The following is a 17,674-nucleotide window of genomic DNA, read 5'->3' as shown; positions in this document are numbered from 1 at the left end:
AGCTTTCCCCATGCTGTCCCGTGCCGCCCTCTTGCTGGGCGCTGCCCTGCTTCCGCTGACCGCCGCCACCGCCAAACCTGCCCCGGCAGCACCCGCCGCAGCCATCAAGCCGATTGGCTTCACCGAACGCACGCTCGCCAACGGCCTTCGCGTCTATGCCATCCGCGACACGTCGACGCCCAACGTCTCGGTGCAAGTGTGGTACGATGTCGGCTCAAAGGATGACCCGGCCGGTCGCTCGGGCTTTGCGCACATGTTCGAACATCTCATGTTCAAGGCGACGCGGAATCTGGTCTCGGAGCAGATGGACCGGCTGACCGAGGATGTCGGCGGTAACAACAACGCCTCAACCAATGACGATTACACCGAATATCACGAGACGATCCCGGCCAACCACCTGCAGCGCCTGCTGTTCGCCGAGGCCGATCGCATGGCCGCGCTCGTCGTCGAGCCGAAGAGCTTTGCCTCCGAACGCGACGTGGTGAAGGAGGAACTGCGCCAAAACACCAATGCGCGGCCTTACGGCAAGCTGTTCTCGCTCTATTTCCCGGCGATCTCCTACACCCGCCACCCATATGCGCGCGGAACGATCGGCAGCCTAGATAACCTGCAGAGCGCGCAAATCGATGACGTGCGCGCGTTCCACGCGACCTATTACCGGCCCGACAATGCCGTATTGGTGGTCTCCGGCAATTTCGATCCCAAGCAGCTCGACGCCTGGGTCGACCAGTATTTCGCCGGGATCAAGCGCCCGACCACGCCGATCCCGCGTGTGACCGTGACCGAGCCCGAGCGCACCACCGCCACGCATTATGTCGTGCGCGAGGCCAATACGCCGCTGCCTGCGGTGATGATCAGCTACCCGATCCCCGCCGACAGCGACCCCGATAATGCCGCGCTGACGGTGCTCAACGCGGTCCTGTCGCAGGGTGAAAGCTCGCGGCTGTATGAGACGCTGGTCTATCGCGACCAGCTCGCGCAGAGCGCCGAAAGCGTGCTCGATTCCAAACAGGGGCCGGGCAATCTCGCGGTGTTCGCGATCCTGGCCGGAGGCAAGAAGGCCGCAGACGGCGAAACCGCGTTGCGCCGCGAAGTCGCCCGTTTGCGCAACACGCCCGTCAGCGCTGCCGAACTGGCCGAGGCCAAGAACGAAATCCTGACCGCTGCGCTTGAATCGCGCGAAACCGCCGAGGGCAAGGGGCGCACGATTGCCTCCTCGGTGATCATCGATCGCGACCCGCGCGCCGCCGACCGGCAACTCGCCGCGATCGGTCAGGTCACCGCCGCCGATATCCAGCGCGTTGCGGCCAAATATCTGCGCGACGAACGCTCGGCGACGATCCAGTATCTGCCCGAGGACAAGACCATCGCTGCGCCGCAGAACGACCGGATCGAAGTCGCCGATACCGTCGTGGTCAAGCCGCTGGTTGTGCCGGGCACGGTTGAGGTGGTGACGCCAGCGAGCGCGGCCGAGCGGATCGCCCCGCCACCGGCTGGCCCCGCCATCGCGGCGAGCGCGCCTGCCCCGCAGGAATTCAAGCTCGCCAACGGGCTGCGCGTGGTGGTGGTCGAAAAGCATGATCTCCCCCTGCTGAGCGCCTTGCTGATCGCGCAGGGCGGCGGCGCGGCGGATCCGGCCGATCGCGCCGGATTGGGCAGCCTCACCGCCGACTTGATGACCAAGGGCACCAAGACGCGCTCGGCCACCGAAATCGCGCGGCAAATCGAATCGCTCGGCGGGTCGATTTCGAGCGATGCGAGCTTCGACGGATCGAGCGTGACCGTAACCGTGAAATCCGACCAGGCCGCGCCTGCGCTCGCCATCCTGGCCGATGTGGCGCGCAATCCGGTGTTCGCATCCGAGGAGATCGAACGGGCACGGGCGCAGGCGATCGACGGCGTGCAGGTCGCGATCAAGAATCCGAGCCAGCTTGCCGGGCTCGTCGCCGCGCGCGCCGCGCTTGGCGATACCGAATATGGCCATCCGCTGTCGGGCACGCCGAACTCGCTCAAGGCGATTACCCAGGCCGACATCCGCCGCGCCTATGCCGAGGCCTGGGCACCCGGACGCAGCACGCTGGTGCTGGTCGGTGACGTGACCCCGGCGCAAGCGAAGACCTTGGCGGAGAGCAATTTCGCCAATTGGACCGCACCCGCCGCGCCACCGGAAGCGGTCACGCCGGTCGCCGCCTATCCCAAACCACGCGTGATCGTCGTCGACATGCCCGGCTCGGGCCAGGCAGGCGTGGTCGTCGCACGCCCGGGCCTCGCGCGCACAGACGCAGCCTATTATCCGGCGGCGGTCGCCAATACCGTGCTGGGCGGCGGCTTCTCTTCGCGGCTCAATCAGGAAATCCGCATCAAGCGCGGGCTGGCCTATGGCGCGGGCAGCAGCCTGCAAGCCGGACGCGATCCCGGTGCCATCGCCGCGCGCACTTCGACCAAGAACCCCAGTGCACCGGAGACGGTGTCGATCATCCTCGCCGAAATGAAGCGGCTTGGCGCCGAACCCGTCACCGCTGCCGAACTCGAAACCCGCAAGGCGGTGCTCGTCGGCAATTTCGGGCGCGCGACCGAGACCACTGGCGGGATTGCAGGGACGATCGGCAGCTATACCGTGCAGGGCGTGCCCCTCAGCGAGCTGGGGCGCTATACCCAGCGCGTCGCGGCGGTCGATCCTGCAGCGGTGCAGGCGGCGGCGGCAAAGCTGCTCGACCCAAGCGTGGCGAGCATCGTCGTGGTGGGCGACGCCAAGCTGTTCCTGCCCGAACTGCGCAAGACCTATCCCGACGCAGAAGTGATCGCGGCGGATGCGCTGAAGCTCGACAGCGCTTCGCTCAAATAGGGTCCGCGCGGCGAAACCCTTGCATTAACCAACAAGTGTTTCGCCGCGGGACGCCGCAAAATCGGTGGCATCGCGGGGCTCCGAGATCGGGTATGGGCGACGCGTGCGCGTGTGGACGATCCTCGGTTGGTTACAGACTCGGCGGCTGAGCAAGCTCGGCCTCGTCGGCCTGTGCGCGCTGATGCTGGCAGGCGTGTCGGCACACGCCGCCTTGCGCGCGATCGTCGATCAGCAGGCCAAGGCGTCCCGCAACGCCGCGCCGCCGACCGGGTATGAAGCCGAGGATCATTTCCCCGGTTCTGCCTATTTCTACACGGCCGATGAGGCACCCGTCCCGGCGCGCGGTGCGACCGGCACGATCGCGCTGCCAGACCTGCCCTTGCCCACCGGCGCAGCGACGCTGGCCCCCGACGGGTCGATCCACCCCGCAGCCCCCTTCTCGCTTGCCAATGTCAGCGCGACCGATCGCGGGCGGGCGCTGCAATGCCTGACCACCGCCATTTACTATGAAGCCGCGACCGAGCCCGATGCCGGGCAGCAGGCGGTCGCACAGGTGATCCTAAACCGCGTCCGCCATCCCGCCTTTCCGGCGACGGTGTGCGGGGTGGTGTTCCAGGGTTCCGATCATGCCGGATGCCAGTTCAGCTTCGCCTGTGACGGGTCGCTGCAACGCGGGACACCTGGCAAGGCGGCGTGGCTGCGCGCGCTGAAAGTCGCCGCCGCTGCGCTGGGCGGCCATGTCATGGCGCAGGTCGGGATGGCGACGCACTACCATACCTATGCCGTCACGCCGGCGTGGAACCGCAGCCTGGTGATGACGGCGGCGATCGGCGCACATTTCTTTCACCGCTGGCAAGGCTGGTGGGGCACGCCTGCCGCGTTCCGCCAGAGCTACGTCGGGGGTGAGCCGGTGCCGGGACCGCTGGCGCGGATCACCCCGACGCCCGTCATCGCCGCTGCGCCTCCGCCCCCAGCCGCCCCGAAGACGGCGAGCGCCGCGATACAGCCCGCCTATGCGCAAGCGAGCCTGCCAGTCGCGCCTCGCCCTGCCGCCGATACGCTGCCAGGCGACTCGCAAATCCTCGACCGCTGGAAGGATTCGGGCAAGCCGCTCCGCTAGCTCCGCGTCACCCCGGCCTTGTGCCGGGGTCTACCATGGTGTTCCTCCAACACCTGCAGGATTTGCCGCCCGGTGGCCCCCGGGACGAGCCCGGGGTGACGAAATGGGCGCGGTCCTCTCGCCTTACTTCCCTGCCCCCAGATATTTGTCGAACCACGCCAGCGTGCGCCGCCGCACATCGGCGGCGTTGACCGGATTGCGGATGCCGTGGCCCTCTTCGGGGTAGATCACCAGGCTGGTCGGCACGCCCATGTCGTGCAGGCCATGCCAATATTCGATCGACTGCGTCGGCGGCACCTCAATGTCGCGTTCGCCGACATAGATGAAGGTCGGGGTCTTGGCCTGCTTGATGAAATTGACCGCCGAGACATCCTCATAGGCCTTGCGGTCGTCGTACATCGTCTTGCCGAAGAACGGCAGCATCCACTGATCGATGCCGTTGGTGCCATAATAGCTCACCCAATTGCTGAGACCCGCCCCCGCGACGATCGCCTTGAAGCGGTTGGTCTGGGTGTTGGCCCACATCGACATGAAGCCGCCATAGCTGCCGCCCGTCAGGCCCAGACGGGCATCATCGACCGGCGCGACCTTCTCGACCGCGTCGATCCCGGTCAGGATATCGCGCAAGTCGCCGCCGCCGAAATCACGCTTGTTGGCGGCGGTGAACGCCTCGCCCTGGCCATAGCTGCCGCGCGGATTGGGCAGGAAAATGTAATAGCCCGCCGCCAGCAAATCGCCAAAGCCCCCGCCAAAATAGGGAACGTTCGCGGAGGAGGGACCACCATGCACGATCGTGACCATCGGCGCTTTCTTGGCCGGGTCGGCCCCAAGTGGCGCGAGCAGCCAGCCCTGGACGGTGAAACCGTCATTTTTCCACGTAATGCTGCGCGCGGTCATCGCCGCGGGGACAGCATCATTGTCATGGGTGATCTGGACCGGTGCTGTGACCGGCCCGGCAAAGATCGCCGGGGCATGGGTGAAGTCCTGCGCGACGGTGGCGACAGTCAGCCCGTCCGCGCTGAACGCGGCCTTGGCATCGCCCGCCGCGAGGCTGGCGGGGCGGCTCCAGCCGAGACCGTCGGCGCGTTCCCCGGCAAAGGTGAACAGCCCCATCCGGTCGCCGCTGAGCGCGGTGCCGCGGATAAACCGATCCTTCCACACCAGCGACGTAACCGTCAGCGTGCTGTGCGGCATAAGATTTTGCGGCTCGCCACCGGCGAAGGGCACGGTCCACACATCGCCGCCGACCGCGCCGAAATCGCTCATCAGCCCGCCAATATAGGCGACGGTCTTGCCATCGGGGGAAACGCGCGGGAAGTTGAGCTGCGTCGTCGGCTTGGCGATCGTGCGGACCGCGCCCGTTTTCGCGTCCACCGCATCGAGCGTCGCCACCCACCAATTGTTATCGCCATTGCCCAGCGCCGAGGTGACCACGAACCCCTTGCTGTCGGGCGTCCAGTCATATTCATAGATATAGCGATCGGCCGGGGACACCGGCTTCACCGCCTCCGCCGAGACCGGCGCGCCCGACACGTCGAACACCGCGATCCGCTGCTCGTCGCTCTTTTCGCCAATTTCGCCGATCTGGCGCACCCAGGCTTGCGCCGCGCCCGCTTCCTTGGCCGCACCGATTGTCACCAGCACCGCCAGCCGCGTCCCGTCGGGCGAGAAGCGCGGGGTTTGCGCGATGCCGCTGATCGTTGCCACGGTGCGCGCCTTGCCGTCGTGATCGAGCGCAAGCGTGACCGTGCCCGCCTTGCGATCGCGCGCGAGCCAGGCGAGGCTGCCATCGGGCGCGAAGGTCAAGCCAGACAGGCCGCAGGCGCTGGCGCACGGATCGAAGCTGCGCTGGACCTTGCCGGTCTTGGCGCTGCGCAGGGTGATGGTGCTTTTGCCCGTCGCATCGCTTTCGACCGTCGCAATCGTGTCGCCCTTTGCCGACAGCGCGAGGCTGCCATAGCCGTGGACCGGTGCCGCGAGCGCGGGCGTGGCGACAGCGGAAAGCAGAAGGGCGAACACAGTGAGGCGCATGAAAGAAAAGCTCCGTCGAGGTGATGGAGCGGTGTAGCACGGTGCTGCGGCGGGGCAACTGCTCGCGCTTCTTCTTCCGCACCATCCAAGCGCACCCGATACTCAAACCCCTCCCCTCCCTGACAGGGAGCGGAGGGGAAGGGAAAAACAAGCGCCCACTATTTCTCCAGCCCCTTGGCCTTCCCCCACGACCGCGCCGCCGTGTACCCAAGATAGCCCGTGCCGAAGAGCGCATAAAGCGGCTCCGGGATACCATTCAGATACGCATTCATCCCCGCCGCGATGTCCCTGGCCATTTGCGGTTGCGCAGCCGCGATCAGGCCCATCGGGATCGCCCACAGCAAGAGCGTATACATAACGTAGAGAAAGCTCGGCCGTGCGCGACTGGTCCAGGGATCGGCGCTTTGCGCTTCGGCCAGGATCGCCGAGATCTGCGTTTTGACCTGCTCCATCTCTTGGGTGCCCTGCAGCGTGAGCAATTTGAGCTTGGCCTCGTCGCGCGCCTTGGGGGCAGGGATGATCTTGTCGATGATGCTGGTGATGGGGCCGATAAGGCCGTCTAGAAGTGCCATAATCATGCTCCTGTTGAAGGTCGGAAGTCCACAAAGTCCACGCTACGTCCCCCCAGTTTCGGGGTTCACGCGAGCTAACCAGTACGGTTCGCGAGCCACCCGTAGAGAAAGGCTTCATTGGCCGGGCGGCGCTCGGCAAGCGCGACATAGCGTTCGCCTTGCAACGCCTCGATTGCCTTGAGCAGCACCGCCTCGCCGCCTGCCCCGCGCCGCTTGAGAAAGGCCGCAAGCGCAGCGAGCGTCACCGCGCCGACATGCCCGTCGACGGGCATGTCGGGATAATCCGTGGCCCCGCGATTGAGCGCGTTGAGGGCGCGTTGCAGGAAGGCGGCTGCGACCGCCGGCCCCATATTGACGCCGCTGTCGAAAAGCTCGGCGGCAAGATGCGGAGCGAGATCGGCGATGGCGTCGAAGCGCGGGACCTCCCAATAAAGCCGCCGATACAGCGCCCGCGCCTGCTCGACGGGAAAATTGCGCATCGGCCCGTCATAGCCGTTCGCGCGCGCCACGGCGGCGGTAATCCCAAAGCGCGTCTCACCGCCCCGGTCGGCGGGGTGGTTGACGTATCCCCCTTCGCGATCCAGCACGGTGTCGATCAAGCTGTCGATGGTCATGGCTACCTCCTGGCATAAGGAAGTAACCTATTTGGTTTTTGTAGGACAGCCGCCTGCTCCTCCTCTCCCTGGAGCGCGATGACATTCCGTTGATCCAGCAAGCCCCTCCCCTTCAGGGGAGGGGTTGGGGTGGGGCCTCTCCCCGCGTGCGTAGGTCTCGGTGAGACGGATACGCCCCACCCCCACCCCCTCCCCTGAAGGGGAGGGGAGTCGCGCGTCGGCAACCGACCGCTTACGGCTTCCCCGACCCCACTTGCGCCAGCAATACATCCACCGCTGCGCGCAACTGCGCATCCTGCCCAGTCGCACTTTCCCCCAACGGTCGCTCGACCGCCAGGTCAACCGGGCGCGGGTGCATTTCCATATCCTGCCCGCGCCCGTCCTGAATGCGCGTGCTCGGCGTGCGTACCGAGGAGCCGTCGATCAACGGCTCAGCCCCGGTAAAGATGATCCATCCCGCCGTCGGCTGCCCGACGACCTTGCCGAGCCCGAGCGCGCGATAGCCTTCGGTGAAATCCTCCGCATCCGAGAGCGAGGATTCGTTGGTGACGAGCACGGTCGGCTTGCCGAGCGCACGCTGCCCCAAGGCCTGGCGCCCCGGCAGCGAGAACAGGTCGCGCGGCGTCATCGTCAAATAGTTGCGCCGTGCGAACACGTCGATCGCATAGCCGTTGATGAAGCCGCCATTGTTGTTGCGGATATCGACCACCACGCCCTGCTTGCCCTGATTTTCCGCATCGAGATCAAGATAGAGCTGATCGAGCGATTCGGACGACATGTCGGCGATATGGACATAGCCGAGCTTGCCGCCCGACAATCGCTCGACCAGCGCGCGGCGATCGTCGACCCATTGGCGGTAAGCGAGCCCGGCCGCGCTTCCGGCCGAAACCGGGCGCACCACCACCTCGCGGCGGCCATTTGCCCCCTCGACGCCCAACCGTACGCGGCGGCCGACGGTATTTTCCAGCAGCGCGTCGAGATTGTCGTGGGCACCGACCGCGACACCGCCGACGCTGACGATGCGCTCGCCCGGCACGATCTTTTCGATCGCGGCGGGGCTGAGCGTCACCACCTCACGCACGACGAGCCCGCGCCCGGCCTCGTAGGCGGAACGATCGAACCGCACGCCAATATCGCCGACGCGGCCCGATGGCAGCGTCCCCGGCCCCGTGAAGGGCCGATTGATGCCGGTATGCGAGGCATTGAGTTCGCCGATCATCAGGCCAATGATCCGGCGCAGTTCGTCGGGCGTGCGGGCACCCGCGACATAGGGCTGGAAGCGCGCGCGTAGCGCCGCCCAGTCATGGCCGTTGAACCTGGCATCGAAGAACTTGCGGTTCAGGATGCTCCACGCTTCATCGAACACGACCTGCTTCTCGGTCGCGAAGTCGACGTCCATATCGGCCGCGACATTGATCGGCTTGGGCTTGGGGGAATCGATCGGCGTTGAAACGACACGTCCGCCGTCGAGATAGAACAGAACCTTGCCATCCCCCGACAGTGCGAAATCGCCCTTGGGACGATCGCTCTGCGTCAATTGCTGTGCGACCGGGGGCTCGTCGGCGAGTTCGTCGAGATTGTAGCTGTAGAGATTGGCCCGCCCCTTTTCCGATGCGCGGAAGACCAACGTCTTGCCGTCGGCGCTGATCACCGGGGTGTCGGCGCTGAGGCCCAGCGGCAGGATCGTCGCGCGCCCGCGCAATCCCTGCCACACGATGGTGACGGGCGGCACTTTGGGCGCGAGCACCGGCGCGGCACTTTTTTTCGTTGCTACCGGCAGCGGCTTTGGCGTGGCGGGCGCGGGGATCTCGGTGGGGACTTCGGGCGCGCCTGGCTGTTTGCCGGGCTTGAACAGGTCGCTGAACTTGTCCTCGCGGAACTTGGGCACGTGCGGCAGCAGATCGATGCGGACGACACGCGAATCCTCGCTGCGCTGCGCGGTGTCGAACAGGATATACTTGCCATCGGGCGACCAGGCGATGCCACCCATCTCGCCATTGCCGAGGAAGCTGACCGGGCGCGCCGCGCCGCCCGCCGCCGGAACGACATGGACGTTCACGAACGAACGCGCATCGCGCAACGGGAAGGCGACATATTGGCCATCGGGCGACCAGGTCGGGCGCGGCCCCTCGCGCCCATCGGTGGCGATTGCACCGGTGAACAGCGTGCGATCGGTGCCACCTGTGCCCAGCGTGACCAGGTGCAGCTCACGGTCGTTGAGCACATAGGCCACCGACTTGCCGTCGGGGGCGTAGCTCGGCACCGAGGCGATGCCGCGCGTGGTCAGCATCGTCTCGCGACCGCTGGCGACATCATATTCGACCAAGGCATGGTCGAGCCCGCGCTCGGAGATGACCAAGGCGCGGCGGCTGTCGGGCGACCACACCACTTCGCGCTCGGCCCCCGGCGTATTGGTGATGCGCTGTGCCGGGCCGCCATCCTTGGCCGGGGCGGCGAAGACTTCGCCGTGGCCGATCACCGCGACCTTCTGACCGTCGCCCGATACGGCCAAGCGGCTGAAGCTCTGCAATTGTTCATGGCGGCGCAGCGTGGCGCTGGCGGCACCGCGCAGCGTGATCGGCACCGGGTTCGTCTGGCCGGTCGCGGGATCATAGCGCCACACGCCGAAATCGCGTTCGAATACGATGGCTGATCCATTCGCCGCCAGCGACGGATAGAGCAAGCGGCCATCGGCGAAGTGCGTCAGTTGTTCGGGGGCTGCCCCCTCGCCTAGTCCTACTCGCCACAGATTTTCGGTGCCGCCGCGCGCGCTCATATACACGATACTGCGGCCGTCGCGGCTCCACATCGGCCAGGCGTGCTTCTCCCCGCCGGGCAACAGACGGCGATAGGCACCGCCCTCGGCGACGGGCTTCAGCCACAGCTCGGTCTCATCGATATGCGAGGTGCCGTTGCGCCACCATTGGCTGCCGCTTAGGCCACGCGCGTTGATCGCCAGCGTGGTGCCGTCCGGCGAGGGTGCGGCCTGGAACTCGGCGAGATATTTCTCGCGGCTGACTTGCATCGGCGTGCCGCCCGAGGCTGCCACCCGGTAGATATCCGCTTGCCGCCCGACATCGGCAACGCCCGAGGCGAAATAGAGATATTTTCCATCGGGCGACCAGGCATCGAGTTCTTCAGCCGATTCCGCATAGGTCAATCGCGTCACCGCGCCGCTGGCGAGATCCAGCACGTACAGATTCTGGCTCCCCCCACGGGTCGAGGTGAAGGCGAGCCGGGTGCCATCCGGCGAATAAAGCGGGCGTCCCTCGGTCGCGGCATCGGTGACGAGCGGGCGGGCGGTGCCGCCGGTCGCCGCCACTTCCCAGATGTCCCCGCCCGAGGCGAAGGCGATGAGACTGCCATCGGGCGACTGGCTCGGCTCGGCAAAGGCCGCCCTGGCACCGCCCTCTTGTGCGGCCGCAGAACGCGACCCGAGTGCGGTCGATGCGAGCAACGTCGCCGCGGCGAATGCAAGGCCCCGGAAGATCATGGAAGCACGCCTCAATATTATAGGAATTTGCTTATCGCCATTTCTCATCAGCAAAGCGTAAAACAGTGTTCATCACAAGCGCCGTCTGCCATGTTAGCGTCGGCTTAACCGAAGAGGTTCAACAGGGCCGAAATGGACCCTATCACTCTCCCGGCGTTTTCTCCCGTGGTGCCAGTCCGCCGACCGCACAGTGCTGCACTTGCTCTGTTTGGCGGCCTCATCCTATTATTGGCCTGGGGCGGCGTCGCGATATCGCGCGGTAATGGGTATGTCGCACCCTTATGGTTGGCCAACGCGGCACTTGCCGCGACCATCTTGCAAGCAGGCTGGCGCAGTGCGTGGTATTGGATTGCGACGGCCTTCATTGCCTTGTGCCTTGCCGCCAGCTTGAACGGGGATCCTCCGCTATTTTCCCCGGTACTCGCGGCGGTCAATTGTGCCGAAGCGATCGGCGGCAGTTGGCTGCTGATGCGGTGGCAGAAACACACGCCCGACATGGCCGACTTTCGCGACCTGCTGCGCTTCGCCCTATGTTGCTGCGGCGTCGCCCCGGCCGTGTCCGGGGTGGCCGCAACGCTCTGGCTGGCTCCGCACGATCTTTGGCATGGCCTGTCGATTTGGCGATATTGGTTTCTCGCCGATAGCCTGGGGATGTTGATCGGCGGGCCGATCGCTTTGATCGCAATCGATAGCTGGAGCAATCGCCGCAAGGTCACCCCCCCGCGCGCGTTCGAGATCGCGGCGATCCTGACCGCCAATGCTCTGGTGGCGGCAATCGTGTTTCTACAACCCGCCTATCCGATGTTCTTCGTTGCACTGCCCTTGATCATTCTGGCCTCATTCCGACTGGGCGTCCGCGGAGCGGCCGCCGCGATCGCGGTGGTCGGTATCATCGGTACGGTGGGAACGCTGTCGGGGCTGGGCCCGGCTTACATGATCGGCGGGACGCTCGCGACACGCGTCCATCTGCTGCAACTGTTCCTGGCTGCGTGTTTCGGAATCAGCCTGCCGTTCGCGGCGGCGATCGCGGGACGCGAGCGCATTCGCGAGGAGTTGAAGCGCAGCCGCGACTTTTCGGAAACCCTCGTATCCTCGATGCAGGAAATCGTGTTCCGGACCGATGCCGAGCGGCGCTGGATCTTCCTGAATCCCGCCTGGGAAACGATTACCGGCTATAGTGTTGCGGAAAGCCTGGGGCGATCAACAACCGAATATCTTTTGCCCGAAGACCGCGCCCAGGGGGACGCGCGTTTCAACAAAATCATCAGCGGAGAGGTGACCGAAGCGACCCTGCGGCAACGCTTCTTCAATGCCGCTGGCGAATGCCGCCATATCGAGACCATGCTGCGCCGCCTCGCCGAGCCGGACGGCAGTTTCGCCGGGACGATCGGTACCATTCGCGATATTACAGAGACGGTTGCGACACAGCACGCCCTGACCGAGAGCGAAGCGCGCTTCCGGCGCCTGGCAGAAACCGCTCCCGTCGGAATTTTCCGCGCAGGTGCCACGGGCGGGCTGACCTATGTCAACCGCGCTTGGGCCGACAAGGTCGGGCTAAGCATGGAGGATGCGCTGGGCAACGGCTGGATGCGCGCTCTGGTCGACCCAACACCCTTTCTGGAACAGCCCGCCTGGGAAGACTTCAAACCGGGCGACGTGCGGGTCCGCGACAACGCCTTTCGGGGTTCGGATGGACGGGAATTGTGGTTCCAGACCGTCAACAGCCCTGAATTTGACGAAAATGGCGTGCTGACCGGCTTTATCGGCGCGATCATCGACATCACCGAGCAACGGCAATCACGGATTGCGCTCGCCGCGAGCAAGCGCTTGTTCGAAACGCTCGCCGACCTTTCGCCCGCTGGTATTTTCCGCACCGATACCGAGGGGCGTGTCACCTATGTCAATCGCGCCTGGATGGAATTTGCCGGGCTGAGCTACGAACAATCGATGGGTTATGGCTGGAGCAAGGCGATCCATCCCGACGACCTGGCACGCGTTTCCAAGACCTGGAACGAAGCGGTGGGCGGTGCCCAAAAAGTCCGCATGGATTTTCGTTTCCTGCGCGACGGAGTCGAGCGCTGGGTCGAGGTGCTCGCCGTCAATGAATATGACTCCGAAGGCAAGCGGATCGGCTTCCTCGGCGTCGACATCGATATCACCGAACGAAAGGCCGCAGAAGCAGCCCTCGCCGCGAGCGAGGAACAGTTGCGCCTGCTCGCCGAAAACGCGACCGACGCTGTGTTCCGCCTGTCGTTGGACGGGGTGTGCCTCTATGCGTCGCCATCGTTCCAGCACATGCTCGGAATCGATCCACAAAGACTGATCGGCCAAAATATCCTCGTCCGTTTTCATGCCGAGGATTCGGATGCCGTCATGGCGACACACCGGGCCCTGGCGGCAGGAGAAATGGAGCGATCGGTTACGACCTTTCGGTGGGAATCGATCGAGCACAAAGGAAAATGGTTCTGGCTGGAGGCCAATAGTGGGTTGGTGCGCGACCCCGAGACGCACCAGCCACTCGAAATCATCAGCTCGATCCGCGACATCACCGTGCGCAAACAGCTCGAATTCGACCTCGATTCGGCACGGCGCCATGCCGAGGTCGCCGCCCAGGCGAAATCGAGCTTCCTGGCCAATATGAGCCACGAAATCCGTACGCCAATGAACGGTGTGCTTGGCTTTACGGATTTGCTGCTCGCGGAAGACCCGCGCCCCGACCAGCAACAAAAGCTGCAGATGATCGCCGAATCGGGGACCGCGATGATGCGGTTGCTCAACGACATTCTCGATTTGTCGAAGATCGAGGCCGGGCATGTCACGCTGGCGCACGATCGGGTCGACCTGCGCCATCTCGCCCGAAGTTGCGCCAAACTGATCCTGCCGATCGCCATGCGCAGCGGGCTGGAATTGCAGACGGAAATCGCCGACGATGTTCCCAATATGGTGATCGGCGATGGGCTGCGGCTGCGCCAGATTATCCTGAACTTGCTCGGTAATGCCGCAAAATTCACCGAACACGGCGCAATCACGCTCAGCGTCGCGATGGTAGATGGCGATGTCGCCATTTCGGTCGGTGACACGGGCATCGGCATCGCGCCGGACCGCCAGGCCGCGATTTTCGGAGAGTTCGTCCAGGAAGACAGCTCGACCGAGCGCCGATATGGCGGCACTGGGCTCGGCCTCTCGATCTCGTCGAAATTGGCCAAATTGATGCAGGGGTCGCTGTCATTGTTCAGCGCGGTGGGGATCGGAACGACGATCACCTTGCGTGTTCCCCTGCCGGTGGCACCCCCTAATGCGCCGGCGATCAAGCCCACCCCGGCCGCGACCTTGCCGCCCGTGCCCGGCGCACGCGTGCTGGTGGCGGAAGATCACGAGGTCAACCAGCTTCTCATAAAGGCAATGTTGACACGACTCGGTTATGATCCGGTCATTGCGCGCGGCGGTATCGAGGCCATTGCGATGGTGCAGGATGCCGCGACACACGGGAATCCGTTTGGATTGGTACTGATGGACATGCAAATGCCGGACATTGACGGACTGGTCGCGACGCAACGCATCCGTCAAGGCGGCATAGCGCCCACCACCTTGCCGATCATCGCACTGACCGCAAATGCCTATGCCAGCGACATCGAGGCCTGCCGCGCGGCCGGCATGCAAGACCATCTGGCCAAGCCCGTCCGCCTCAGCGCGCTTGACCATGCCGTGCGGCGCTGGGCGATACCGCCAACGGGTGTGCCAACCGAAGCACCGCTTCCCGCAAGCGCGGATCCCGAACTGATTGCGCAGTTCGAAGCGCGTGTGCAGCGAACCTTCACCGCGCTCGACATTGCGTTGGGGGAAAACGGAGGGCCTACTACCGACCCGAAACGGGCGATCGATGACGTGCAGGAGGCTTTACACCTGCTGGCGGGCACGGCGGCTTTCTTCGGTAAAGCAGACCTGGGCACCATCGCAGCCGATCTCGACGAGCAGCTCGGTGCCGGGCATCATATCGGCACCGCGGCGTTTCTGCAGGCTGCACGAGCGCAATTGCGGGCTGCTGCTGCCGAGAGCGTGTAAGATGGCGACGATTGTCATGGTCGACGATGACGAGCTGCTATGCGCCATCGTTGCCCGTACGCTGGCACCGCTCGGCCACACGGTGGTCGCAGTCCGCGACGGGGATGATGCGGTGGACGTGTTGTGGGAATGCGGCCCCGATCTGGCGATTCTGGATTGCGCTTTGCCAGGCAAGACCGGCCTCGCCATTCTCCGCGAAATCCGCCAGTCCGCGATGTTCCAGACGTTGCCGGTGTTGATCCTGACGGCGCGGCGCAGCGAATGGCATGCGAAGCTCGCCATGGAGGCGGGTGCCAATGACTATGTCCGCAAACCCTTCAATCCGGGCGCGTTGATCGACAAGATCGAACAGTTGCTGGCGACCCCACCGCCGCCCACCGATGGCGCATCGCTGATCGACATGGCGCGCCTGGCGGATTTGCGCGCTGCCGTCGGCTATGCCCAGGCCGACACGCTCCTCGCGATGATGGCGACCGACATTGTCGAGCGCGCCAACCGGATCGCCACACTGCTAGCCGAAGAGGACTTTCGGCGCGCGGTCACCCAGGCCCATGCGCTCCGCGGCGCGGCAGACGGGATTGGCGCGCTCGATCTCGCCCAGCAGTGCCGCGCGATCGAGCAGGAGACCGAACGCAGCGGAGGCCCGATTGTCGCCTGCGCGACTGCGACCGTCGCCGCAATCGACCAGGCGCGCCGTCACGCAGCGACGTCTAGCGCCTGAAGCGCCAAGATCGCCTGCGTCCTGTTGGTGACGCGCAGTTTCTTGAAAATCTGCGCGAAATGCGTCTTCACGGTGGTTTCGGCGATGCCCAGCTCATACGCGATTTGCTTGTTCTGGCTGCCATCGGCGGCGGCGCGCAGCACGCGGAATTGCGCCGGCGACAATTCTCCAATCAACGACGGCGTCTCGACCGGATCGCTACCTTCCAGCATTTCCGGGGGAAACGAGGTTTCGCCCGACAGCAATGCCGCGATCGCCTTTACCATCGCGGACATCGGCTCGCTTTTGGGAATAAAGCCACTGGCCCCTTCCTGCGCCGCGCGCCGCATCAAGGCGGGCTGATCGCTGCTGGTGACGATTGCGATTCTCGCGTGCGGCTGCAAGCGCCGCAACATCAGCAAACCGGCCAAACCCTGTACATCCGGCAAACCAAGATCGAGGAGGATCAGGTCGAATTTGCGCTCCTGCGCCAAAGCAGTTGCGTCGGAAATCGTCCCGACCTGGTCGATAGCGATTTCGGGCTCGACTTGCTGGGCGGCCATTCCCAAGGCGGTGGCACACATCGGATGATCATCCGCGATCAAGATCGTTCGAGCCAAGCTCTGTCTCCCCCTGCTTCATCGCCTTTCGCGGCGGCCGCTAACCCGCACCGCACCGGCAGACGACCTCTGCCGTCGAAAAATACTACGGAACTTCAAGACATTCAAACGATGTTAGCGTAATTTTTAATAGTACGTCAGTCCGCATATTACGGATTGACGACGGATGAAATTTATTTGCTGCTATGGTAGCCGTTGCCAGTGAGCGGCCTTTCAACACGATGGCGTACCCGCGACCAGCGGTCGATCGCCCTGGCGTTTACGGTCGTCTTGCTCGTCGCCGTAGCGCACGGCCTGCTCTTCTGGCCGGGGATCCTCACCTGGGACGCAATTCGGCAATACGGTCAGGCCCTTAGCGGTCGATATGACGATTGGCATCCGCCCGCCATGAGCTGGCTGTGGCGGCAATTTCGGGTGTTCGGCTCCGGCCCGGCACCGATGCTCGTGCTCCAGCTTGCCCTGTATTGGAGCGGAACCGCATTGTGGCTGCGTGCAACACGGCGCGATCACCGCCGTGCTGCGCTGGTTATCGCCGTGCTGGCCTTGTCACCGGTAATGTTGGTGCTGATCGGCACGGTATTGAAAGACAGCCTGTTCGCCGGTGCGCTGCTGCTGGCAAGCGGCCTGATTGCGGCCGCACGACCGGGCGAGCGCTGGGGCAGGAGCATCGCCGCGATCGTGCTGGTGGCAGCGGCGACGCTGCGCTTCAACGCCGTGCCTGCATGCCTGCCGCTGCTCGTGCTGACGGCCCCAGCGACCTGGCGACGGTCGCTGCCGCGCCTGGCCATGACCAGCGTGCTCGCCGCAATCCCGCTGGCCCTGGCACTGCCGCTCGCCAATGCCGCGCTCCACGCCGAGCGCAGCGGGGTCGAGCTGTCGCTGGTTATTTACGATCTCGGCGGGATCGGGCGCTTCAGCGGTGCCGCCATGTTTCCAGCGGTCGAGGTCGACGACCCGGTTGCGGTCAATGCCCAATGCTACACACCGGTATCGTGGGATCGCTATGCCTGGTGGGGAGCCGATCCGTGCGCGATCGGCTTCACCACGCTGCGCACCCCGCTCAGGGCCGGGCACGGCCCTTATGCCTGGTGGGCGAAGGCCGTGCTGGCACATCCGCTGGCTTATGCCGAGCATCGCCTCGCGCATTTCAACAGCAATTCGCGGTTCCTCGTTCACGATGCCGATTTGCCGGGGTTGTCGCTTGCGTCGGATCCCAATCCGTGGGGCTTCACGCTCGCCCCCAATGCCGCGCGCGATGCGGTGGCGACGGCGGCGCAGGCGTTGCTGCGAACGCCGTTCGGCTGGCCGATCTGCTGGCTCGCGCTCGGGGTCGGGCTGCTGGTGCTGCGGCCAGCGGTACGGACACTCGACCCAGCGGCGGCGATGGCGTGGTCGGCGGTGCTGTACGGCTTCAGCTATCTCCCGCTGAGCGTGGCGTCCGAAGTGCGCTATCATTTGTGGACGATCGCCGCCATCGGCATCGCCGCCGCGCTGACGCTCCCCCGCGCCGATATCCGCGCGCTACCGCGCTGGCGGTGGGTTCTGGCGGGCGTGCCGTTGGTGGTGGTGGTGCTGGGCGTGGTGGTGGCGCGGCTCTAACGAGCACTGGGCAACCGC

General features: G+C 65.1%; 10 protein-coding genes. 5 read left to right on the top strand and 5 right to left on the bottom strand.

What is annotated here, in order from left to right:
• Window positions 1–10 precede the first annotated feature (10 nt).
• Window positions 11–2,845 carry a M16 family metallopeptidase gene (locus EJC47_RS11830; protein ID WP_126847874.1) on the top strand — a complete coding sequence of 945 codons (2,835 nt, stop codon included), beginning with the start codon at window positions 11–13 and terminating at the stop codon, window positions 2,843–2,845.
• A gap of 103 nt (window positions 2,846–2,948) precedes the next feature.
• Window positions 2,949–3,965, top strand: a complete 1,017-nt coding sequence (locus tag EJC47_RS11825; RefSeq protein WP_126847872.1) for a cell wall hydrolase — start codon at window positions 2,949–2,951, stop codon at window positions 3,963–3,965.
• 123 nt (window positions 3,966–4,088) lie between these two features.
• Here EJC47_RS11825 and EJC47_RS11820 read toward each other — a convergent pair whose 3' ends face one another.
• The 4 genes from EJC47_RS11820 to EJC47_RS11805 form a co-directional block, all read right to left on the bottom strand.
• A complete protein-coding gene (locus EJC47_RS11820; protein ID WP_126847870.1) occupies window positions 4,089–5,996 on the bottom strand; it encodes an alpha/beta hydrolase family protein in 1,908 nt (635 codons plus the stop codon).
• 158 nt (window positions 5,997–6,154) lie between these two features.
• Complete coding sequence (locus EJC47_RS11815) at window positions 6,155–6,568, bottom strand: holin family protein (protein ID WP_126847868.1); 414 nt, start codon at window positions 6,566–6,568, stop codon at window positions 6,155–6,157.
• A 74-nt stretch (window positions 6,569–6,642) separates the two neighbouring features.
• A complete protein-coding gene (locus EJC47_RS11810; protein ID WP_126847866.1) occupies window positions 6,643–7,182 on the bottom strand; it encodes a glycoside hydrolase family 108 protein in 540 nt (179 codons plus the stop codon).
• A 232-nt stretch (window positions 7,183–7,414) separates the two neighbouring features.
• Complete coding sequence (locus EJC47_RS11805) at window positions 7,415–10,675, bottom strand: S41 family peptidase (RefSeq protein ID WP_126847864.1); 3,261 nt, start codon at window positions 10,673–10,675, stop codon at window positions 7,415–7,417.
• Between the two features lie 132 nt (window positions 10,676–10,807).
• Here EJC47_RS11805 and EJC47_RS11800 point away from each other — a divergent pair, with 132 nt between their 5' ends.
• Together EJC47_RS11800 and EJC47_RS11795 are read left to right on the top strand one after the other, a co-directional pair.
• On the top strand, window positions 10,808–14,737 hold the full coding sequence (locus tag EJC47_RS11800; protein WP_260591558.1) for a PAS domain S-box protein: 3,930 nt from the start codon (window positions 10,808–10,810) through the stop codon (window positions 14,735–14,737).
• Window position 14,738: 1 nt separating this feature from the next.
• Window positions 14,739–15,458, top strand: a complete 720-nt coding sequence (locus EJC47_RS11795; RefSeq protein ID WP_033965562.1) for a response regulator transcription factor — start codon at window positions 14,739–14,741, stop codon at window positions 15,456–15,458.
• On the opposite strand, the gene EJC47_RS11790 is transcribed toward EJC47_RS11795, so the two are convergent.
• A complete protein-coding gene (locus EJC47_RS11790; RefSeq protein WP_033965563.1) occupies window positions 15,434–16,057 on the bottom strand; it encodes a response regulator transcription factor in 624 nt (207 codons plus the stop codon). The two genes, EJC47_RS11795 and EJC47_RS11790, sit on opposite strands and share 25 nt — an antisense overlap.
• 201 nt (window positions 16,058–16,258) lie before the next feature.
• On the opposite strand from EJC47_RS11790, the gene EJC47_RS11785 reads away from it, so the two are divergent.
• Window positions 16,259–17,656 carry a hypothetical protein gene (locus EJC47_RS11785; protein ID WP_260591557.1) on the top strand — a complete coding sequence of 466 codons (1,398 nt, stop codon included), beginning with the start codon at window positions 16,259–16,261 and terminating at the stop codon, window positions 17,654–17,656.
• The last annotated feature ends 18 nt before the right edge of the window (window positions 17,657–17,674 follow it).

It is taken from the genome of Sphingomonas sp. TF3, assembly GCF_003985085.1.
GTDB lineage: Bacteria > Pseudomonadota > Alphaproteobacteria > Sphingomonadales > Sphingomonadaceae > Sphingomonas.
This window is presented reverse-complemented; position numbering and strand designations above follow the sequence as displayed.